This window comes from Vibrio sp. 10N.239.311.G01 (genome assembly GCF_041465805.1).
In the GTDB taxonomy this organism is placed as follows: Bacteria; Pseudomonadota; Gammaproteobacteria; order Enterobacterales; family Vibrionaceae; genus Vibrio; species Vibrio crassostreae_C.
Map to the genome: position 1 here is coordinate 25,279 of NZ_JBFSRM010000005.1, position 20,772 is coordinate 46,050.

Annotated in this window: 16 protein-coding genes, 1 tRNA gene and 1 pseudogene; 10 read left to right on the top strand and 8 right to left on the bottom strand. The window is 43.3% G+C overall.

All coding sequences use genetic code 11. The features are described 5' to 3' along the window. The first annotated feature begins 9 nt into the window (after nt 1-9). A tRNA-Tyr gene (locus AB6D06_RS05400) sits at nt 10-94 on the top strand. Nucleotides 95-585: 491 nt separating this feature from the next. On the opposite strand, the gene AB6D06_RS05405 is transcribed toward AB6D06_RS05400, so the two are convergent. After that, nucleotides 586-1,494, bottom strand: a complete 909-nt coding sequence (locus AB6D06_RS05405; RefSeq protein WP_372110000.1) for a Tim44 domain-containing protein — start codon at nt 1,492-1,494, stop codon at nt 586-588. A gap of 196 nt (nt 1,495-1,690) precedes the next feature. On the opposite strand from AB6D06_RS05405, the gene AB6D06_RS05410 reads away from it, so the two are divergent. The 3 genes from AB6D06_RS05410 (at nt 1,691) to AB6D06_RS05420 (ending at nt 5,240) form a co-directional block, all read left to right on the top strand. Then, nucleotides 1,691-2,281: a TetR/AcrR family transcriptional regulator gene (locus AB6D06_RS05410; RefSeq protein WP_048613073.1), complete on the top strand. Its 591-nt coding sequence runs from the start codon at nt 1,691-1,693 to the stop codon at nt 2,279-2,281. A gap of 17 nt (nt 2,282-2,298) precedes the next feature. Further along, on the top strand, nt 2,299-4,173 hold the full coding sequence (locus tag AB6D06_RS05415; RefSeq protein WP_102320179.1) for an MFS transporter: 1,875 nt from the start codon (nt 2,299-2,301) through the stop codon (nt 4,171-4,173). A gap of 146 nt (nt 4,174-4,319) precedes the next feature. Beyond that, complete coding sequence (locus AB6D06_RS05420) at nt 4,320-5,240, top strand: YeiH family protein (RefSeq protein WP_017060176.1); 921 nt, start codon at nt 4,320-4,322, stop codon at nt 5,238-5,240. Nucleotides 5,241-5,373: 133 nt separating this feature from the next. Here AB6D06_RS05420 and AB6D06_RS05425 read toward each other — a convergent pair whose 3' ends face one another. The 7 genes from AB6D06_RS05425 to AB6D06_RS05455 form a co-directional block, all read right to left on the bottom strand. Further along, a complete protein-coding gene (locus AB6D06_RS05425; protein WP_048664248.1) occupies nt 5,374-5,541 on the bottom strand; it encodes a hypothetical protein in 168 nt (55 codons plus the stop codon). A 165-nt stretch (nt 5,542-5,706) separates the two neighbouring features. Continuing rightward, a complete protein-coding gene (gene menE, locus AB6D06_RS05430) occupies nt 5,707-7,140 on the bottom strand; it encodes an o-succinylbenzoate--CoA ligase (RefSeq protein WP_372110001.1) in 1,434 nt (477 codons plus the stop codon). A 64-nt stretch (nt 7,141-7,204) separates the two neighbouring features. Continuing rightward, entirely contained in the window at nt 7,205-8,212 is a 1,008-nt protein-coding gene (gene menC / locus AB6D06_RS05435) for an o-succinylbenzoate synthase (protein ID WP_017060171.1), read from the bottom strand. A gap of 75 nt (nt 8,213-8,287) precedes the next feature. After that, nucleotides 8,288-9,154: a 1,4-dihydroxy-2-naphthoyl-CoA synthase gene (menB, locus tag AB6D06_RS05440; protein WP_017064079.1), complete on the bottom strand. Its 867-nt coding sequence runs from the start codon at nt 9,152-9,154 to the stop codon at nt 8,288-8,290. A 105-nt stretch (nt 9,155-9,259) separates the two neighbouring features. Continuing rightward, on the bottom strand, nt 9,260-10,057 hold the full coding sequence (gene menH / locus AB6D06_RS05445; RefSeq protein ID WP_017071715.1) for a 2-succinyl-6-hydroxy-2,4-cyclohexadiene-1-carboxylate synthase: 798 nt from the start codon (nt 10,055-10,057) through the stop codon (nt 9,260-9,262). A 9-nt stretch (nt 10,058-10,066) separates the two neighbouring features. Beyond that, the gene (gene menD, locus AB6D06_RS05450; protein ID WP_372099415.1) at nt 10,067-11,791 is read right to left on the bottom strand and encodes a 2-succinyl-5-enolpyruvyl-6-hydroxy-3-cyclohexene-1-carboxylic-acid synthase; all 1,725 of its coding nucleotides are present in this window, start codon (nt 11,789-11,791) and stop codon (nt 10,067-10,069) included. Further along, nucleotides 11,788-13,095, bottom strand: coding sequence for an isochorismate synthase MenF (locus tag AB6D06_RS05455; protein WP_065583685.1), 1,308 nt, complete (start codon nt 13,093-13,095; stop codon nt 11,788-11,790). The genes menD and AB6D06_RS05455 overlap by 4 nt, the downstream gene beginning before the upstream one ends. Before the next feature lie 296 nt (nt 13,096-13,391). On the opposite strand from AB6D06_RS05455, the gene AB6D06_RS05460 reads away from it, so the two are divergent. The 6 genes and pseudogenes from AB6D06_RS05460 to AB6D06_RS05485 all read left to right on the top strand — a co-directional run bounded on the left by AB6D06_RS05460 (nt 13,392) and on the right by AB6D06_RS05485 (nt 20,771). Then, nucleotides 13,392-14,624, top strand: a complete 1,233-nt coding sequence (locus tag AB6D06_RS05460) for a pyridoxal phosphate-dependent aminotransferase (RefSeq protein WP_017060166.1) — start codon at nt 13,392-13,394, stop codon at nt 14,622-14,624. Nucleotides 14,625-14,955: 331 nt separating this feature from the next. Continuing rightward, nucleotides 14,956-15,186: pseudogene (gene yfbR / locus AB6D06_RS05465) on the top strand (5'-deoxynucleotidase); the annotation flags it as partial. A gap of 89 nt (nt 15,187-15,275) precedes the next feature. Next, complete coding sequence (gene yfbR / locus AB6D06_RS05470; RefSeq protein ID WP_017085779.1) at nt 15,276-15,875, top strand: 5'-deoxynucleotidase; 600 nt, start codon at nt 15,276-15,278, stop codon at nt 15,873-15,875. A gap of 8 nt (nt 15,876-15,883) precedes the next feature. Next, nucleotides 15,884-17,737, top strand: coding sequence for a hypothetical protein (locus AB6D06_RS05475; RefSeq protein ID WP_280601916.1), 1,854 nt, complete (start codon nt 15,884-15,886; stop codon nt 17,735-17,737). Further along, nucleotides 17,734-19,671: a tyrosine-type recombinase/integrase gene (locus AB6D06_RS05480; protein WP_372110002.1), complete on the top strand. Its 1,938-nt coding sequence runs from the start codon at nt 17,734-17,736 to the stop codon at nt 19,669-19,671. The genes AB6D06_RS05475 and AB6D06_RS05480 overlap by 4 nt, the downstream gene beginning before the upstream one ends. Further along, nucleotides 19,668-20,771, top strand: a complete 1,104-nt coding sequence (locus tag AB6D06_RS05485) for an AraC family transcriptional regulator (protein WP_280601914.1) — start codon at nt 19,668-19,670, stop codon at nt 20,769-20,771. Before AB6D06_RS05480 ends, AB6D06_RS05485 begins: the two co-directional genes overlap by 4 nt. Nucleotide 20,772 lies beyond the last annotated feature (1 nt).

Genomic DNA, 20,772 nt, shown 5'->3' on the forward strand with positions numbered 1-20,772 from the left:
ACACACCCTGGAGGGGTTCCCGAGTGGCCAAAGGGAGCAGACTGTAAATCTGCCGGCACTGCCTTCGATGGTTCGAATCCGTCTCCCTCCACCATATTCTCCTTAATTGGAAAATCGAAAAGCCAACTCATTGAGTTGGCTTTTTTCGTTTCTGAGCTTTATCTCTTACTAAACGTGTCTTCTAAAACAACCCTCAACTTCCTAAACACTAACCCGCTCCTACAAATAACTAAGCGATCTAGCCCATTCAAACATCAGTGATCCCATACTTCTGCATGACGCTCACAAGCCAGATAAGCAGCGCAGCCTAAACAATGGGTCGATATATGTTCTTCGCATTCGTTCGCAATTATCTGTTTCTGCTGCAAAGTAACCTCAGGCTCCAATACGGGTTCAAAGAACTTTGTCATTACTCATTACATCCAAATAAAATCAGTTAGTTAGTCTCAGGTTAATCCAATCTTTAACTAAGATACATATCATTAGACGCAAAAAAGCCCCTGCTGATTTCTCAGCAGGGGCTTTCTATTATTTGGTGTCATTCCGAATAACTACATCCTATTGATGTTGAGTTAAATCCTGGAATTAACCTTGAATACCAACAATTAACCAAGGTGCATTGTTAGTTGTTAGGTCACGCTCTAGGTGCCAGATATCAGTGATATCTTCTTCAACGCCATCCGCTGTGTCACGGTAACGACCGCTAAACTGAAGGCTTAGCTGTGCTTTGCTACCATCGTGGTCTGCACGAACGATTTCAGCATCAACGTACATTACGTCTGTGTGCTGATCACCGTCTAGCTTATTACGCTCAGCTTTTAGGTCTTCAAATAGGCTTGGAGATACGTATTCTTCAATCGTGTTTAGCTCATTGTGGTTCCATGCACCTTGCAGTGTACGGTAGTGCTCACGAGAACCGTTGATGAATGCCGCTTGATCAAAGCCCGGTGGGTAGTTATGTGGAACATCGCTTTGTGCACCAAAACCGAAACCACCAGCAGCGCCTTGTGTTTGAGGTTGTGCTTGCTCGAAGTTATGAACATTTGGCTGTTGCTTAGGTTGTTCAAACTTGTTCTGACCCATCCCGCCGAATGCTGGCTGTTGACCACGTGCATTCTGCTGATTCATTGAGCCCTGCTTCGCACCCAACATTCCGCGTAGAAATTTAAACGCTAGGAAAGCAATCAGACCCATAATCAGAATATCCATGAACTGGATACCTTCAAATGCGCCACCAAAGAATGCAGCTAAAAGACCACCAGCAAGTAAACCACCTAGCAGACCGCCCATAAGGCCTTTCTTGCTAGAGTTAGCTGCTGTGTTCTTACCCGTTTGATCTTGACGGATCGAATTCGTGTTTTGTTGTTTTGGTGCTGGAGCCGTTTTAAAGCTTTTGCCAAATGACTTACCACCACCAAACTTTTTCGCTTCCGCGATTGGCGTCACCGCGACTGTTACCAACAGGATCGCGACTAGTGAGAAAAATCGTTTCATTATTATCCTTTATAGGTTTTTTATCTTTCGACACCTTAATCATACTCGTTAACAAAGAACAATGAAATATTCACCGTGTTTACACATGTATCATAATATTGCGGCTATTAATTGATTACTAAACTAGCGAAGGGATTGACGGCACTCTGGGGCAGCATTAAAATATTGAACGATGTTCATTTAATAGAAAGTCCCCATGGCAAGACGAAACGATCATACTCGCGAACAATTAGTGCAATTAACCTTAAAAACGGTAACCGACTTCTTAGAAGAGCACTCTTATCACGAGCTAAGTCTACGTAAAATCGCCAATATGATTGGTTACGTTCCAAGTACCTTAGTAAATGTATTTGGTAATTACAACCTACTGCTTTTGCATGTGGTCGCTCAAACATTAGATGAACTGGCGTCAGAATCCGCTGCAACTGTTGAACAATCGAGCAACCCTCAACAAGCTCTATTCAACCTTGCCTACTGCTACCACGATTTTGCACAGAGACACCCTCACCGTTGGCAGCTTATCTTTGAGCACAACATGAACGGTGAAAACCTTCCTGAATGGCAATCGAACCGCATCGATAGAATGACAGGCATGCTAGAACAGTTGCTAGTAGCGATTGCTCCTGAACATACGAAAAGCGAAGTCGTTAAAGCCAGCCGTGTATTATGGTCTGGAGTACACGGAATTACTCTACTTAGCGTTGATGATAAATTTTTCGCCTCTGAGCCTATTGATGGTAAAGAGCTGATCAATAACCTAGTCTCAAACTACTTAACCAACTGGTAATCATCCAAGGAAAGACAATGAACAACAGCAGCCAATCTTCGCTGTTAACGCAAAAAAGGTTCCTACCCTACTTTATTACCCAATTTCTAGGAGCCTTTAACGACAACATATTCAAAAATGTCCTGTTACTGTTTGTTGCTTTCGCAAGCGTAGACACGCTGCCTATTTCCAGCAATCTATTCATTAATTTGGCCGCTGGCCTTTTTATTCTGCCCTTCTTCCTATTTTCAGCTTTGGCTGGTGTACTGGCCGACAAATACGAAAAATCGTGGTTTATCCGTAAAGTTAAGCTCCTCGAAGTAGTGATCATGTCACTGGGTGCGATCGGATTCATCTACGAAAGCTACGGAATATTACTTCTGCTCCTGTTCCTTATGGGAACGCAGAGTGCTTTCTTTGGCCCGGTGAAATACGCCCTGCTTCCACAACAATTAGAAACAAAAGAACTGGTATCTGGTAACGCTCTCGTCGAGACAGGTACATTCTTAGCGATCCTGATTGGTACTCTCGGCGCAGGCATCATTGCATCTGAAGAAGGCGCGAAGCTCATTGCTGCGGTGTGTATTGTTTCGTTCGCCGTGCTTGGCTATGTATCAAGCTGGTTTATCCCACAAGCGCCAAGTAATGCACCAGACCTTAAAGTAAAGTGGCAACCTGTAAAACTGACCCGCGCGACACTGGCGATTGCAAAAAAAGATCGCCCGACCTTTCAAGCTCTGATGTCTATCAGCTGGTTCTGGTTCCTTGGTGCGGCTTACCTAACTCAGTTTCCCAACTTCACTAAACTGCATCTAAACGGCACTGAAAGCTCCGTCGCCTTTTTACTGGCACTATTCTCGGTAGGCATTGCAATCGGCTCTTTAGCTTGTGATAAGTTATCTAATCACCGAATTGAAATCGGCATCGTGCCAATGGGCAGCTTAGGTATCTCGATCTTCGGTCTTCTGATGGCGATATCCATCCCGGAGTCTTTGCCTGACTTTAGTTCTTTCCATCAATTCGTAACCTACTCAGAGCTGTGGCCACTGTTTGCTTACCTTCTGCTTCTGGGTATCTCTGGCGGTGTCTTTATTGTTCCTCTGTATTCACTGATGCAGTTACGTGCCAAGCCCGACGAGCGTGCCCAAGTGATTGCCGGGCTCAATATCTACAACTCACTGTTCATGGTGGGAAGTGCGGTATTAGGTATTGTTTGCCTTAGTGTTCTAGATCTTTCAATTCCGCAGCTGTTTATCTTGCTCGCAGTGGGCAACACTTTGGTGATGCTGTACCTGTTTTATCAGGTGCCTATCTACGCTTTCCGCTTCTTTACGTGGGTGGTCACTCACACCATGTACAGAGTTAAACATAAGAACTTACATCACCTGCCAGAAAAGGGCGGTGCGTTGATTGTCTGCAACCATGTGAGTTATATGGATGCACTGCTGCTGAGTGCGGTTTGCCCTCGCTTGATCCGTTTTGTGATGGAAGAGGATTACACCAAGTTGCCGCCAATTCGACGCTTCTTGAAAAGAGCTGGGGTGATTCCAATCTCCGCGACCAACCGCAACTCGATTCGAAACGCTTTCAAAGAAGTAGAGCGTGCCCTGCATGAAGGTCACATCGTGTGTATTTTCCCAGAAGGAAAGCTCACCTCTGATGGCGAAATGGCTGAGTTCATGCGTGGTATGGAGCTGATCATCAAACGTTCCCCTGTCCCAGTGATTCCTATGGCTCTTAAAGGATTATGGGGTAGCTACTTTAGTCGTTACAAAGGCCGTGCCTGCAAAGGGTTACCCACTCGCTTCTGGACTAAGCTAGAGATAGAAGCTGGCGAGCCGATTTCACCTAAACAAGCCTCTTGTGAAACGCTTCGACAGTCAGTCTCTGACCTTCGCGGATCATTACGCTAGTTAACCAGCCCTTTATTCATATCAGTTGAACAAGCGTTAAGTTTTCCTTAACGTTTGTTCAATTCATTTAGACTTACTTATCATTTTATTGAACGTATAGTGGTCTCATCACAATAACGCCACAACAAAACAAGACTCTAAATACAATGAACCTAAAAAAGTCCGTTCCATTTTATCTTGCTGCACTGTTTTGCTTAACGCCTTGGGTTAGCTCACCGACAGCCCTGGTTATCGGTTTCCTGCTTGCTAGTTTAGGATTAGTCCCTGAACACTTGGAAGTCGGCAAGCTTACCAAAAAGCTACTGGCCTACTCTATTGTTGGCTTGGGTTTTGGTATTCAGTTTGAAAAAGCATTAGCAGTAACAGGCGATGGTATTGGGCTCATTGTAACGACGATTATCGGTACATTAGTCATTGGTTGGTTCTTGGCGAAACAAATGGGGCTAGACCGCACTACGGGCTATCTTATATCTTCTGGTACCGCGATTTGTGGTGGTAGCGCGATAGCAGCAGTGGCACCCGCGATCAAAGCAGACGATGAACAGATTGGCTTGGCATTAGCTACCGTATTCGTGTTGAACTCGGTTGCTCTATTCTTATTCCCGATGATTGGTCACGCGCTTGAGCTCAGCCAACAAACATTTGGTACTTGGGCAGCGATAGCGATTCACGATACGTCTTCTGTAGTAGGTGCAGCTTCAGCGTATGGCGAAGAAGCACTGACGACAGCGACAACATTGAAGCTCGCTCGCGCACTTTGGATCATCCCTATCGCTTTAATTAGTGCGATGATCTTCAAGAACGATCAAAAGAAGATTACGGTTCCCTACTTCATTTTCTTCTATTGCGCCGCTATCGCGGTGAGTGACTTACTGCCACAATTTGAGATGGTCTATCAAGGAATCTTTGATGTGTCTAAGCGAGCACTGGTCGTGTGTTTGTTCTTAATTGGCTGTGGTATTTCAGTTGAGAAGTTAAAAGCGGCAGGGCCGAAACCACTGATGTTTGGTATTACAATGTGGGTCATGATCTCAACGGGTTCATTGGCGTGGTTAACTCTCGCTTAGCCCGCATAGAAACGCTTTAGATGTTTGTTCGGTGAACTAGACACTCAAGTTAGCGAGCAACAAAACAAAAAGGCAAAGCTCCAATGGGCTTTGCCTTTATCGTTTGTGGTAAGGGTATTCTTTGTTGTAACAATCACGAATCAAACAGGGGCTTATCACTCTTCTTGCTCTCTCTTTTCATTAAAACAAGTACCACAACCAACACAAATGCGGTGAGTTCAGCCAACGAGCGAGTCAATCCTGACGAAGTGACCGCTTGGCCTATCTGCAGTAAAACCGCAATGATGAGGGCAATTTTCATAATAAGACCTTATTCTATAATCCGTTATTTATAGGGCTTATTATGATGGATGGTTATAAAGATAATAAATTCTGTTTTGAACTATCTAATTGCTAAATTAACTAACCGCCTGACAGCTTAGTCACCTAACAACTTCGCAAATAACGTCGAGGTAAGCGCTTACCTTTAACTCCTATGCTGAGACAACCAAGATGCCAATCCAGCGCGTGAGACCTTAATACCCTGTTGTTCTTGCTTAGGCATTCGATAATACTCAACAGGAAATTTGAACCGTTCAAGACGGCCATTCAATTGCTCAACAAACCACTCTTTGGTTGGCAAATCAGCACAATCCACAATAGCGACAGGTCGAAACCCGAACTCATCGTCTTCAATAGGAACAATAAACGCCTGATTAACCACAGACAACTGATTGAGTGCTCGCTCAATCTCTTCGCAATGAATGTTCTCACCACCAGAAATGAACTGATTATCAGCCCGACCAATAATCGACACTTGCTCATCAACCCACTCTCCAAGATCTTTGCTATCAAACCAGCCGTTCTTATCAACTAATGGCGTCAATTTACCTTGATAGTAATACCCGGAAGCGAGCGTCTCGCCACCAATAAAGATACGTTGATCTTCAATTTTTAACTGGCGTTGATCGAGAACAATACCTGCAGTATTACTAGAATCAACGGGCTTCGCAGTCACTGTTGAAGCCGCTTCTGTCATGCCGTAGCCAAGCCATGTTTCGATACCCATTTGTTGAGCTTCGAGCCCAAGTGCTTCTGGTATATGACTACCACCCAAAAGTACATGCGTTAAAGTAAGTGCTTGCTTACTCTTTAACAATCGATGTAGTTGAGTAGCGACCAATGAAGCATGACTGCATTCTTCTATATCGGTTTCAAGCTGACCTGTGCCTATTTTGATGCAACCACCAGCCGCCAACCAACGATGAACTATCGCCAGCCCCGACACATGGTACATAGGTAAACTCAGTAACCACGTGTCACCTTGTTGATAACGAAACACCTCAAGCAGCCCTGACGCAGAGCATAGGTGCTGCTCAAGTGTATGAGCGACCGCTTTTGGGTTTCCGGTAGAACCTGAAGTGAATACGATGCTCGCTAGATTTTGCGGATTGAAATTGGATTCTTGAGGTGTCGTTATCTGCTCATCATCACCATCAAACTTCAGTTCACTTAGGCAAGGCAAGGTCACCAACTGAGTATTCAAATCGGCAGTCTCTGATTGCTCTATTCCGCTATTGCCCAAGAGCCAAAGGTAGCTCTGTTGATCTGCTTGATATAAGGAATCGAGCTTTTGCTTCAGGCGTAAACTAGGCTGAGGCATCGTAAACGCACAAACCACACCCAAATTGAGTGCGGCAAGATAAACAGGGATCACTTCAGCTTGATTCTTACCAACAATCGTCAGTACATCACCTTCAGATAGGCCTTGATGAGATAGCTGTTGTTGGTACTCACTAACCAACACAAACACTTGCTGCCAAGTATAAGTGCGGTGAGTGGTCACTAACGCTGGTTGAAGTGGGTTTTGCTGCGCCCACTTTACCCAGAGCGGGGGATGATTAGATTGTGGGCGCATCATATGATAACCAAAAATAGATTAAGAACTTGTTAAGCTAACTAAATAGCCATTCAAATAGCTCGGTCTAAGAAGACCAAATCAATTGTTGCTTTTCAAGCGTAGAGACAGGCAACTGACAGCCCGGCCAAGAAACCTCTAGCTGCTGCTTGAACAAGCCAATCGTATCCAACCCCGGCACTTCATTTGGCAAATATTGCTGCGCCAGACGAGCAATCTGAGTCAGACCTAGGCTCGACTCAATGCTTGAGCTCAATACAGGTTTCATTCCAAGCTTCTGTGCTCGCTCAATGATTGCCACGCAACGCTCGACAGAACCAATAAGAGTTGGCTTGATCACGACTGCTTTAACACCAGTAAGGTCGCTAAGATCAAATTCCGGGCTGCGCACCGCTTCTTGCAGTGTCTCGTCCCACGCAATCGCCACACCATGGTCAATGGCAAAGGCCAAACTGTCTTCTGGCTTTTGGCAAGGCTCTTCGATAAAGCTTATACGCTGGCGCATTGACGGCGAAATGTATTTAATGAATTGCTTCGCTTTCTCTGGCTTCCACGCACGGTTGGCATCAAGTCTTAGAGTCAAATCAGGGATCGACTCAAGGAATAAGCTAACCAACATGCCATCGCGAATCGCTTCGTAGAGGCCGACTTTCACTTTCGCGACCTTCTCGCCTACCATCTCATTCAATACAGGAATCAGTTCATCTGGATCGCCTGTACACAAAGGCGCCGCTTGGTAGTTACCTTGAGCGTTAAGATCGCCTCGCAATTCCATCATCGCCATTGAAAAGCCAAACGCGACAGAAGGATACAGCTCGTCGAAAGGCGTTTGAGGCTTATTGTGGCTCCAAAGCTCTAATTCGTGTTGAAGCTGAATGCCAGCTTGTTCGGCATCTTCTTGGCTAAAACCGGGCAAAGGCGCAACTTCGCCAAAACCAGTTTTACCATCACACTCAAGTTGGATGATATAGCCAACACGTTCGTTCAACTTATTGTCACGAAGAACCACACCACTATCCATAGGTAATTGATAACGGTAAAGTTTAGCGTGACGCTGAGAATTCACTGAGTTCATAAAGTTTCCTAAAAAACGGGGAACATCAAAACAAAACGAGCCGCTATTAGCGACTCATTTTGAAGAGGAGAAAGACTATGGATTACGCGGGAACTTGTCGAAGTCCGGTCGACGTTTCTCGTTGAATGCGTTGCGGCCTTCTTGGCCTTCCTCTGTCATGTAGAACATCATGGTTGCGTTACCAGCCAACTCTTGTAAGCCTGCTTGACCATCACAGTCAGCGTTCAGTGCCGCTTTCAAGCAACGCAGTGCCATTGGGCTGTGTTGAAGCACTTCACGACACCAACGAACTGTCTCTTTTTCTAGGTCAGCAACAGGAACAACGGTGTTTACAAGGCCCATGTCCAGTGCTTCTTGTGCATCGTAGAAGCGGCACAAGAACCAGATTTCACGTGCTTTCTTTTGACCAACGATACGAGCCATGTAAGAAGCACCCCAACCGCCATCGAAAGAACCCACTTTAGGACCCGTCTGACCGAACTGCGCGTTTTCAGCTGCAATAGTAAGGTCTGCCATCATGTGAAGTACATGACCGCCACCGACTGCCCAACCCGATACCGCTGCGATAACTGGTTTTGGACAAGTACGAATTTGACGTTGGAAATCAAGTACATTCAAGTGGTGCGTACCTGAGTCATCTTGGTAACCGCCGTAGTCACCACGGATACTTTGGTCACCACCAGAACAGAACGCCTTCTCACCAAGACCAGTCAAAATGATTACGCCAACTTTCTCGTCATAACGAGCATCAGCCAGTGCATTGATCATCTCTTTTACGGTTTGTGGACGGAACGCATTGTGCACTTGAGGGCGAGCAATCGTGATTTTCGCAATACCGTCATCAGACTTGTGGTATTGAATATCTTCATATTGACTGCTTTCATCGCGCCAGTTAACGGCTGCGTAAAGTTCTTCTTCTGTGATGCCTACTGTTTTAGCCATGATGATTCCCATTGTTCTATTAGAGAGCGCGACTAGCGTAGAGTCGCGACGGTGTTGCTCTGCTTTCTATAGCGCTTGATACGAGAGGTTCGCTCAGTCAGTTCATCAACGACTGGCGATACATTGGATGATCAGATTTGAAAACATCTCTGGTTGCTCAAAATGAACATTATGACCCGCGTAATCCACCTGACTATATTCAAAGCCACTATTCTCAGCTAGCTCCATGAATTTACGATCTTTTTCTCCACATACATAATGCAATAAATGCTCATGAGATTTCAATGTGGCACGTAAATCCGGTTGCTTAGCTAACGAAGTAGATAACAACATATTTGCTACGGATACTCCAAGGTTACCACTACGCTTTATGACCAAAGTTTGTCTTTGCTCATGATTTAGTGAAGAAAAGACGCTTTGTTGATACCAATCGTCTAAAACATCTTCAATCGACTGCTGTGCAAAGCGAACAGCCCATTGCGTATCGTGTACTAACCTTTGTGCTCTTTCTTCATCACATTCCAAGCCAAAGTTGCCACCTTCAATGATGACTTTCTCTAAGTTAAGAGTTTCGAAGCAAGGGCTAGTTACCCCATACATGGCAAGCCTTCCCCCCATAGAATACCCAATCACCACGATAGGATAATCGACAGGAAGATCGTTGAGAGCCAGTTGGGATGTGATGCACTGGACAATTTTCTTACAGCAATGATCAAACCCTACCGGATCGATAAAGCGACTTTGTCCGTGTCCGGGTAAATCTATGCAAAGGAGAGGAAAATCCTCGAGGAATGGATGACATGCACTCCAATCATCCCCGCTTCCGAGTAAACCATGTAAGAAAACAAGCAAAGGTTTGTCAGAAGAATCTTGTACAGCTGGGTAATAATCGGAGTAAAGCATGTAAAGTCCTTAGGCTAATGCCTCGGTGAGCATTGAACTGAATTGTTTCAGCAAAGTAGACGCTTGTTCGGGAGGCGTCTTAACTTCCACGAGCAAGGTACCCTGACCCTGTTCGAAATGTTGTTCGATAATGGTTTGATAGCAATTCAAGGTTTCTGGCGCAGCGTATCCCAACTGGAATTGCGCAGCAGCGTGTTCAAAACTGAAACCATGAGGCATTTGATAAAGTGACTGTTTCTGCTGCTCTGGCACCGGCAATAAATCAAAGATCGCACCACCATCATTGTTGGTCACAACAATAACCATCGGCGTTAAATTATGAGTCAGCAGAGCCAGTGAGTTGAGATCGTAAAGCAAAGAAGTATCGCCAATCAACATCAATAAGGGGTTCTGGTTGGCTTTCACTACACCCGCAGCCGTCGCCACCAAGCCATCAATGCCCGATGCACCACGATTGCTGTAAACCCGATTCGCAGATATTGAAGACAGCATATCCACCAGCCTTACCATCAAGCTGTTTCCCACAAATAACTCTCTGTCTTTAAGTCTAGACGACAAGTCAACTGCAACACTCAACTCTGTCAGTTGGTCGTTATTAGAGATTTGCGCCAACGCTAACTGCTGAACCGTATTCGCGACTTCCGCCAAAGATGCCGCCCAGCCAGCATGTTCTCCCAACAGCGTTGGTAGATGTTGCTCTGATAACCAATGTTCGATATCAGCGACAATATGAGTTTGAGGCAGATGATCTTGATTAATACGATGTGCATCTGGTGAAACAACGATGTACTGCGATGAACAAAATGTGGCAGCTTGTTCTTTTACCCATTGGTTAAGACGCTTAGATACGATGCGCTCACCAAACTGGATAATAAAATCACACTGACTAAGCTGTGCTTTGGCTGCGTCACTTTGCATCCATAAATCATAGTGTTTCCAGTCACTACTGACACCCGATTGAGGGTCACAGAATACTGGCCAGCCCAAAGCTGTCGCAAACTGCTTGGCTTTAATTGCGGCTTCATTCTCGATAGAACCAATAATCACTGCGCCTTTACGAGCGACATAATCACTTGCTGAGACAGGCTGATCGATTAAATGACTGGGCAAATAAGTGTTCGAGTAAAGGCAGGTTGAAGCTCTCCAAGCTGCCACGCTCTTTGTATAATCCGCATACATCTCAGCACTACTCTTAGAATAGAACGGCTCTGGGAACGGACAATTGATATGAATCGCACCGCCAACATTGCGTTGTTTCGCAAGCGCGCTATCAACCGATGTTAGAAGCCAATTCAATGAAATCTGTGTGGTTGGGCTTGGCAGGTTTAAAGCACTTTCTACATGGGAAGAAAAGATACCATGCTGCTGAATCGCTTGATTGGCACCACAGTCGACCAAGTCGATGGGCCTATCAGAGGTTAGCAAGATCAGCTTCTCTCGGGTCAGCCCAGATTCAGCCGTCGCAGGAAGCAAATTCGCCACAGCGGTTCCTGATGTCACAATCACCGCAACCGGTTTGTTGCTAGCCTTTGCTAAGCCTAAAGCTAAAAACCCAAGACCACGCTCATCAAAGTGCGTGTGTAAGGTTAACTTGGAGTTGGCTTCAGCTTCGAGAGTTAGCGGCGTTGAGCGAGAGCCCGGAGCAACACAAACATGTTCAACGCCATTGCGTGCAAGCTCTTCAAGTAACGTGTGACACCAAACTCTATTTAATACGGCTTGGTCGTGATTCATGACGCGACACCCAATGGAGGGTGATCTGAAATTAAGCTAAGCAGAGTAGACATCTTCTTGTTCAGCTCTTGCCATTCATGTTCGGCAACCGATCCCGGCACGATCCCCGCGCCAGCAAACAGTTGTACTTGATCGTTTACAATCAAGGCGCTTCGAATCGCCACGCAGAATTCCGCTCGCTGATGACTGATATAGCCTACAGAGCCTGCATACCAACCTCGTGCAAACGGTTCGTGTTCAAGAATGAAATCCATCGCCTCTTTACGAGGTAAACCCGCCACCGCAGCAGTTGGCTGTAAGGCAGCAAGCAACTGCACACCATTAACGCCATTGTTGAGCTGAGCATGGATATTGCGCTTCAAATGCTGCACCTTACGCAAGCGCACTAGACGCGCATCCTTTTCAACATGGACCGTTTGAGAATGAGGAGTGAGACGCTCAATGATGTCGTCGACCACATACTGGTTCTCATTGAGGTTTTTGCTGTCTTGAGAAAGCCAGTTGGCCAGTTCCATATCCTCAGTAGCGTTCTCTCCGCGACCAATGGTTCCAGCAAGCGCCTCGGTATCAAGCTCCGTACCATGTCGGCTATATAAGCGCTCTGGTGTCGAGCCAATGAAACTGTGTTTAGAATCCAGCACCAACATAAAGTGGAAACTGTGGTGATTTTGCAGATAGCTGGCTTTAAGTAATTGAGCTGCGCAGATAGGCGCATCGAGTTGCAGTGTGGTTTTACGTGCTAAAACGACTTTTTTGTACTCTTCATCGCTAATGCCTTGCAGCACTTTATCGACAAGGTTGCCCCACTGCTCTCTTTCTGGAACGTGATTGATCTGTTCAATATGGGCAGACAAAGGCGCCAATATCGCGGCTTCTACAGAAAGCTTATTCAAAGCATTAATAGAAGAAACGCGATCAGGGGACAAATTAACCGCCAGCGACCAAGTATTGTCAAAGCGGATCAATTCAACCTGAGGAAGGAAGAAAAACGACTCCATGCAGCGACGGTTCTTTGCGGTGTGCCCATCAAACGAGCGTCCACCCCAGATTCGTTGGTCTTCACCAAGAATAGCGTACGCGGGTGCAGGATCTGAAAACGTATGTAACTGTCCGAGCGCAACAACCTCTTCACGAGTGTCGCGTGACTGCCAGTAGAACTTAGGAAAGAGCGGTTGAGCATGAAGCCATTCTATAAATGCAAACGATGGTTTTTGCGTTAGAACTTCAACACAACGAACTTCGCTTGCTTGGGCATTTTGTACTCGCTCAATCAAAGCGGAGATAGTTTGCTGGAAATGTGACAAATCGACCTCGTTCACATCTAAATTATTATTATATTAGTTTGATACTTTATGGGCAGTACCCACTTAGATCAAGAATGTACTATATCTTTTCAACATTCCTGTGATTTTAAGCGATCCCGCCCCTTTATTCATCTTAGCCAATAACCAAGAAAGCGATTAATTAAAATTTAGAAAAGAGTGACAACAAAAAGGCTAAACGTGACACTGAAATGCGACATTCATCAGATTTTTATTCTATCAAACGCCATTTTGCGGTACTTTAATAAAGTATTTAAATTAATTTCAGGAAATCGGCAATGCAAAATATCGGGATGTCGTCAAAACTCAACAGCGTATGCTACGAAATCAGGGGGCCTGTACTCAAACATGCTAAGCGCATGGAAGAAGAAGGGCATAAAATACTGAAGCTTAATATTGGTAACCCCGCCCCATTTGGTTTTGACGCCCCTGATGAAATCCTTGTTGACGTAATCCGTAACCTACCGACATCTCAAGGTTACTGCGACTCAAAAGGCATCTATTCAGCCCGCAAAGCGGTTGTTCAGCACTACCAGAAAAAAGGCCTACGTAACCTTGATGTAGAAGACGTTTACATTGGTAACGGCGCATCAGAGCTTATCGTTATGTCTATGCAAGCGCTACTGGATAATGGTGATGAAATCTTAGTTCCCGCTCCGGATTACCCACTATGGACAGCGTCTGTTGCGCTTTCTGGTGGTACACCGGTTCACTACATGTGTGATGAAGATGCTGATTGGTATCCAGATTTAGACGACATGCGCGCGAAGATCTCACCAAAGACGCGCGGCATCGTTCTTATCAACCCGAACAACCCAACAGGCGCGGTATACAGCCGTGATTTCCTATTACAAGTGGTTGAGATTGCTCGTGAGCACGGTTTGATCATCTTCGCCGATGAAATCTACGACAAAGTACTTTACGACGGTGCGGTACACACTTCAGTGGCAACGCTTGCTGAAGACGTATTAATGGTCACGTTCAACGGCCTATCTAAAGCTTACCGTGTATGTGGTTTCCGTGGTGGTTGGATGTTCTTAACAGGCCCTAAACACCTAGCGAAAGGCTACGTTGAAGGACTAGAAATGCTGGCCTCAATGCGTTTGTGTGCCAACGTTCCGATGCAACACGCTATCCAAACCGCACTCGGTGGCTATCAGAGTATCAATGAGCTGATTCTTCCAGGCGGTCGACTGCTTGAACAGCGTGACCGTGCATGGGAACTGATCAACAAGATCCCTGGCGTTTCTTGTGTGAAACCGAAAGGTGCAATGTACCTGTTCCCTAAAATCGACACCAACATGTACAACATCAAAGACGATCAGAAGTTTGTACTCGACTTCCTTAAGCAAGAGAAGGTGCTATTGGTTCAAGGTACGGGCTTCAATTGGCCGAAACCGGATCACTTCCGTATCGTGACTCTGCCGCACATCGAAGATCTAGAAATCGCAATTGGTCGTTTAGAGCGCTTCTTACAGACTTACAGCCAAGACGACCTCATCGAAGGTTAATGAGCACAAAGAAAGATGGCTACAATTTGCTGTTTTAAAAGACTTTAACTTGTATTCATTCACTTCTATGCTTAAAAGGCTCCTGTTTAGGAGCCTTTTTTGTATCCGCTGTCTCGTATCCCTGTGCAAACACAAGATACGAGTGGAGTATTGTTTATACCAATCACAGTAAGTAAGTGTTCAGAAATAGCGTAGGGAAAAAGCTTGAGGACAAGGCAGAATTTTTCGATAAGTAGTTATTCTACAATCAAAAATTCTAACATAGTTATCGAGTTTTTTAACAAGCTAGGATGACCAGTTATTTACTACGATTGGTACTATAAGGACATTTATGAAACAGAGCCATTTCTTTGCCCATCTCGCACGCATGAAGCTAATTCAACGCTGGCCCCTGATGCGTTCGGTATCAAGCGAGAACATTTCAGAACATAGCCTACAGGTTGCTTTCGTGGCACACGCCTTGGCACTGATCAAAAACAAGAAGTTTGATGGTCAGCTTAACCCCGAGCACATTGCTCTGCTTGGCATGTACCACGACACCAGTGAGGTACTGACGGGTGATTAATTCGTATTTCTTTTTTTTCGTAAAACACTATCTTAGTTCGTATTTTGTACTATGTTTACATATGACAGTAAATTAAGGAGCATAAAGTGAAAGAGAGAAACAGCACATTCATGGCTTGGATAACTCGTTTACCTCTAATCAAAAGATGGGCTTTGATGCATTGCTTTCAGGAGGAGAATGTCTCTGAACACTGCCATCAAGTATCAGTCATTGCTCATTTGCTTACTGTCATTAAGAATAAACGGTATGGAGGAACACTTAATCCAGACAGAGCGGCTGTGATAGCTATATATCACGAGATCTCAGAGACTAAATTGCAAGACATCAACTCAAAAACCAAGTATCACAGCCCCGAGTTCACAGCAGCGTTTAAAAAACTTGAAGATATAGCAGAACTAGAATGCTTAGATACACTACCCGAAGACTTACGCGAGGAATTTAAGGGACTAATCGTTCAAAGACATGTTGATCCCCAATATAAATCAATAGTAAAAGCGGCAGATATTCTAGCTGCATATATCAAAACTATTAATGAATTAAGATTTCACAACAATGAGTTTCTACATGTAGAAGAAGGGTTAGCATTACGCATAGAACAACTCAAAGCGGATATGCCTGAAGTACAAGATTTTATGGATGTGTTTTGCGAAAGTTGTACGACAACTTTTGATAAAATCTCTGGGTAGATACCTGAATGACACAAGAATACTTAACTATTAATCAACTAACCGAAGCGGTAATTAGTGGTAGCAAAGTAGAATTAACGTCTCACGAAAAGTGGTCATTGATAGTTTTTCGAGAGTTCTTGAGAACTAGTAAAGTGCAAGATTTTTTGTTGTCAAAGTTCTGCGAGATCCATTTCCTTGAATTTAATCATTATTTATCATTATCTAAGTCCTCAAAACGTCGCTATGTTATATCGACAACTGTAAGAAGAGTGTTTGAAAATGTAAATTCTAGATTTAATTGTTTTACAAGGTGCCCAAGCTCATGGCCTACCCCACCGAAACCCAAGCCATCACACTTTGAACCACTATCGACCGAACAACTAGATACACTCAGAACCTTTCTAAAGAAACAAATAGATTTAGCCTATCAAAAGGAGTCTATAACGTCAGTCGCAATAAAAACAGGAGTACCAAGTACTACAACTGGCCTGGATTTTTGGAGAAAAGATAACCAAGATAACAACTTACCTCGCTTCAAAAACTGGACTAGTAACCTAACTGACACGCTAGCAACTTTCTACTCTGCTCATCCTGAATACCCTAATAATGTTACTCGGGAAATGCAGAAAACAGGTGGTAAGTACTACGTTCCTAGAGACCTTACCTATACCAATCTTAATAACCCTATTGTTACGATAATGAAGCGTATCGTAATGCAAAACGTCAAGTCTTACGCACCCTTCATACCCAATGAACCAAGTTTAAACAACCAGGAGATTCTCTCATATCTTTATCCTGACTTTAGAGAGATGGCAGCCATAAAAACGGCTATTTGCCTCGAAACAGGATGGTCGCCAGATATCGCAGATAGAATTAATCCATACGATTTTACATATGAGCCTATCCCTATAGAAAGTGATTGGATCTTTATTAAGTCAACAAAGGCTAAAGGGGCAGCATTAAATAAGAATTCCCATATACGAGAGCAACGAGAAATGATTCATCCGAGCTCAAAAAAAAATCGATACAGCGCGTACAATTTAATGAAATTACTTGTTAAAAGGACGTCTAGACTTAGACAAGGGCATTTGTACTCAATAGCTATCTCAGACATTAATGCTCCACCTGCTTTTGTCAGTTTTACAACTAATACGAAAATTCAAATTATCGCCTCTCACCCAGCCAGAGGTGCAGTAAATCGTCAAGCCACACAGAAATATCTAGCCAATGAACTTGGGTTTAACTTAGATCTTCGTCAACTTAGGCCAACTAGACTTTACCTCAATGAAGTCGAAAACAACCTGCCACTATTGCTCCAGGTAATTTTATTTGGTCATTCAACATCGGCGATTACCGATGGTATCTATAAAGATAACGCTCATTTCAACCAAATCCGAAAAGACAAACTATCTAATGAGCTCGATAACATAGCAGCAAGTATTAGTGATGGTTCGTTCAAAGGCAATTTAATCCCCCTACGTACACACCAGTCTATTCAAAAGAAAATACTCACTATTTACTCTAATCAGTGCGGGGAATCTCCACTGGCAATATGTAATAACCCTATGAGGCCAGACTGGAAAGCAACTCACGGAAAAATTAAAACACCTTGTAGACAATTCAACAAATGCCTCCTTTGTTCTCAATCATCAGTTACTAGTAACAACATCCCATTTATTGTTGATAGATACTTATATTTAGATCAAATACGCCGAACCTCACGCGATAGTCACTTTGAAGCCATCCATGGTGATGAATTCAAAGCAACAAAAGAAGTTATTAACTGTTGGCCTTATAAAGAAGAAATTGAAGAGGCAGAACTTAGAAGTGCATCAGAAGGATACCTGCTCCCACCGATTATCTCGGAGAATTACACATGAAGCTTATAGACTTTAGTCAAGCTGACCTAAGTGAAGACTTTGAGGTTTTAGACGGTATAAAATTCAGTGAAGATAGCTGGCGTATACAACATGCACAGTCAGAGCATCTAACAATGAACTTCGATAGGATCACCAGTCGAAGAGATTTGTCGAATATCAGAGATATTGTCACAATTGTTAAAATCTTCACATATTACAATTTCCCAAAACAAATCAACCTGAATATCACTAGTTGGAAGACTTCAGGTAGTCGATTCAGTATGTTCGTGACTACGGCTAAATACTTCCTTATCAATAAAGGAGTCACAACTAGTAGAGTATTATCAAACATCACTCAAAAGCAATGTAAACAATACATCGACCAATGCGTAGAACAATATAGAAATAACGTTGTCGGATCTTCTCTAAAGCTCTCTAGTGCAATACTTTTTTTTGATACATGGTGTGATTTAACAGAGAAAGGTTTATTACCCTCTCAACTCACAACCCCTTACAGTAAATACTCAATAATTGACAAAAAACTACGTTCTGAGATCCATCAACTTAAAGAGACGAACACTTCTCCATGGAGACCTCTCTCAGCTGACGTAATCAAATCTGTTTTTGATGAGTCAGTAACATACATACAAGACCTTTCACCAACTATTGTTGAATGCTCAAACCTGATAAGAAACAGAGTCCGATTAGGTGAAGGACAATCTTATGGGGCAGTTCGGCAAGATGGCAAAACAAAGCAACTTTTCAAAACCTTACAAAATATCCCTATCCCTGAAGTATCAAATGGGGTGATGCTTTATGATTTTAAACCAATTACGAAGAAAGTAGCTAGTCTCGGTTATTCCTGTGGTTGGCAGTATCGAACTACTATCGATATTACTGAAGTACGTCCCTCAGTGATTAAACTAAAACGATGTTGCATTTTTATCATTGCTCTGTTCACTGGATTAAGAAGAGAGGAGATTGCTGAGTTAAAGGCAAAGCAAGCATATATAAAAAATGGTGATCTCTATCTTGATATAATTAGATATAAAACGGCAAAAGATGACGAAGGTGAAAGTGATTCAATACCTGTACCAGTTATTGTCAGAGATGCAATTGACGTCCTACTAAAGCTCTTTGAAAGTAATCGCAATAAATTGGAGAGCGAGTACCTTTTAGTTTCTGACATTATGAGCTGCAAGAAATATCAGAAGATTAAATTGAACACTATAGGCAAAGACATTAAAGGACTTATTGCTGAAGTAACAGGCATAGATGATACCCATACTCATCAACTAAGAAAGACTATTGCTTGGCTACTTATCTCTAAGAGTGAGTCTAATATTGAATTGATACGCCAACTATTTGGACATAAAAGCTACGGAATGACAATGCGATACATTCTTAGAAACGAGCTGATGGTTGAAAGTGTCGTAGAGTTAATCGAACATAACTACACTGAAGATCTCATAGATATTTTCGAGGAGATATCGAACAATAATACCTATGGGCGTCTGTCAGTTAAAATTAGAAAACGGTTTTATAGTCGCCACTTTAAAGGGCAAATACTGACAACAGATATAGAAGCTTATGTCCGCGTATCTTTAGAGGCAGGGGTTCCGCTCTTCGTTTCAAAGGTGCCAATAGGTGGATTTTGCTTAAAGACAGGAGATGATAAATCAGTTCCACCTTGCATGAAGGCAACTGGTTCAAGCTACCCTGATGTCGAGTTCTGTGACTACAAAGAATGTCCCCATATCCTCCTCACGGAAGATGCGGTCAACAACATAAAAGCTCAACTCAATTACTACAAGCAAAAACTAAAGTATATCGACGAGTGTATCAGCCCCAGTGTTGCTGAATACTATGAAAACCAGGTTATATCTCACAAACAGTTATTAAAAAAACTATCTCACAAAGCTTCGATCCCAAATGCTTGGAGCACTAAAAAATGAAACTAAACGAAAAAGATATAGCCAGAGCTATAGAGGTACTTAAAAAATCCGACTCTTTTTCTGTGTCAACATTAGCAAAAGAACTCGGTGTTTCCCGAACCTTTCTCTACAGCAAATTTAGCCACCTGATGCCAAAGCGATCAACTAACACAGAAGAAAAGATAAAAAGAGCAATACTTACTTTACAAGCTCAAACTGGAAGAACCTCGTTTACGATTTCTGAGGTTGCTAGCTCTGCGGGAATAACAAGGCAATGCATATCTAGAGACTATAAGTGTATGCTTCCATTTATTCGCGGTGAAGCCTCAGTGGACATTGAAGCCAATGATGCAATTCGACTAGAACATGAGAATAAGTTACTTAAAGATGAAATAGCGAAATTTACAAAAGATAAGGATGCTGAACACAAACGGTTTAGGCAGGTTGTCTACTCGGATTTGATGAAGATGGACGCGTATTCGTTTGAAGCAAATGAAGATAGGGTTGTCCTAACTAGATTACAAAATCAAATAGATGAAATGGCAAAATCCAATTTAGAATTAATTGGTGAACTAGCTGAGATGCGTTCATTATTAAATGAGCAAGAGAAAAACTCTCTTATAACCTCATCTTCCAATTCACAACTCTTATGTAATGTTTCGCCTAATTATAGTGCTCTATCTAGTAATATGGATGAGTCAACTATGATGAAGCTCTTTTTAAAAGCAGAAGACTCTGCTCTAAAAGAGGCTATTGTACTATGCTACTCATCTAAGCCAGACGCCATAGTTTTCTTTCAACCATTCTTAAGTTGCGAGTTTAAGTCATTAAAAATGATGCTACCGCAAGGGAAGATATTAGTACTTGAAAGTAATCACCCACAAGCAAAACATTTTCAAATTTTATTAGAAAAACTTCCCAACACACCGATTTTCGCTGTTTCAGCCAAGGGACAAACATCCCAATTAGCTCAGTATTACTGTAGGAAGAGCTTCCCTAATAAATTTAATAATGCGTTCATTGATAGGCTATACGGGCTACTCTCATACCCTGAACTTGCCGACGGCTTCTGGTCAGTAACTACAATTACACCACCTTCCTTCTTAGCAATGGCCAAGTGAA

Bases quoted from the DNA above. Each gene is read 5' to 3' on its own strand.
- AB6D06_RS05480 (WP_372110002.1), top strand. From the start codon at position 17,734: ATGAAGCTTATAGACTTTAGTCAAGCTGACCTAAGTGAAGACTTTGAG.
- menB (WP_017064079.1), bottom strand. From the start codon at position 9,154: ATGGCTAAAACAGTAGGCATCACAGAAGAAGAACTTTACGCAGCCGTT.
- AB6D06_RS05485 (WP_280601914.1), top strand. From the start codon at position 19,668: ATGAAACTAAACGAAAAAGATATAGCCAGAGCTATAGAGGTACTTAAA.
- AB6D06_RS05405 (WP_372110000.1), bottom strand. From the start codon at position 1,494: ATGAAACGATTTTTCTCACTAGTCGCGATCCTGTTGGTAACAGTCGCG.
- menE (WP_372110001.1), bottom strand. From the start codon at position 7,140: ATGATGCGCCCACAATCTAATCATCCCCCGCTCTGGGTAAAGTGGGCG.
- AB6D06_RS05420 (WP_017060176.1), top strand. From the start codon at position 4,320: ATGAACCTAAAAAAGTCCGTTCCATTTTATCTTGCTGCACTGTTTTGC.
- menC (WP_017060171.1), bottom strand. From the start codon at position 8,212: ATGAACTCAGTGAATTCTCAGCGTCACGCTAAACTTTACCGTTATCAA.
- menH (WP_017071715.1), bottom strand. From the start codon at position 10,057: ATGCTTTACTCCGATTATTACCCAGCTGTACAAGATTCTTCTGACAAA.
- AB6D06_RS05415 (WP_102320179.1), top strand. From the start codon at position 2,299: ATGAACAACAGCAGCCAATCTTCGCTGTTAACGCAAAAAAGGTTCCTA.
- AB6D06_RS05425 (WP_048664248.1), bottom strand. From the start codon at position 5,541: ATGAAAATTGCCCTCATCATTGCGGTTTTACTGCAGATAGGCCAAGCG.
- menD (WP_372099415.1), bottom strand. From the start codon at position 11,791: ATGAATCACGACCAAGCCGTATTAAATAGAGTTTGGTGTCACACGTTA.
- AB6D06_RS05410 (WP_048613073.1), top strand. From the start codon at position 1,691: ATGGCAAGACGAAACGATCATACTCGCGAACAATTAGTGCAATTAACC.
- AB6D06_RS05475 (WP_280601916.1), top strand. From the start codon at position 15,884: ATGACACAAGAATACTTAACTATTAATCAACTAACCGAAGCGGTAATT.
- AB6D06_RS05460 (WP_017060166.1), top strand. From the start codon at position 13,392: ATGCAAAATATCGGGATGTCGTCAAAACTCAACAGCGTATGCTACGAA.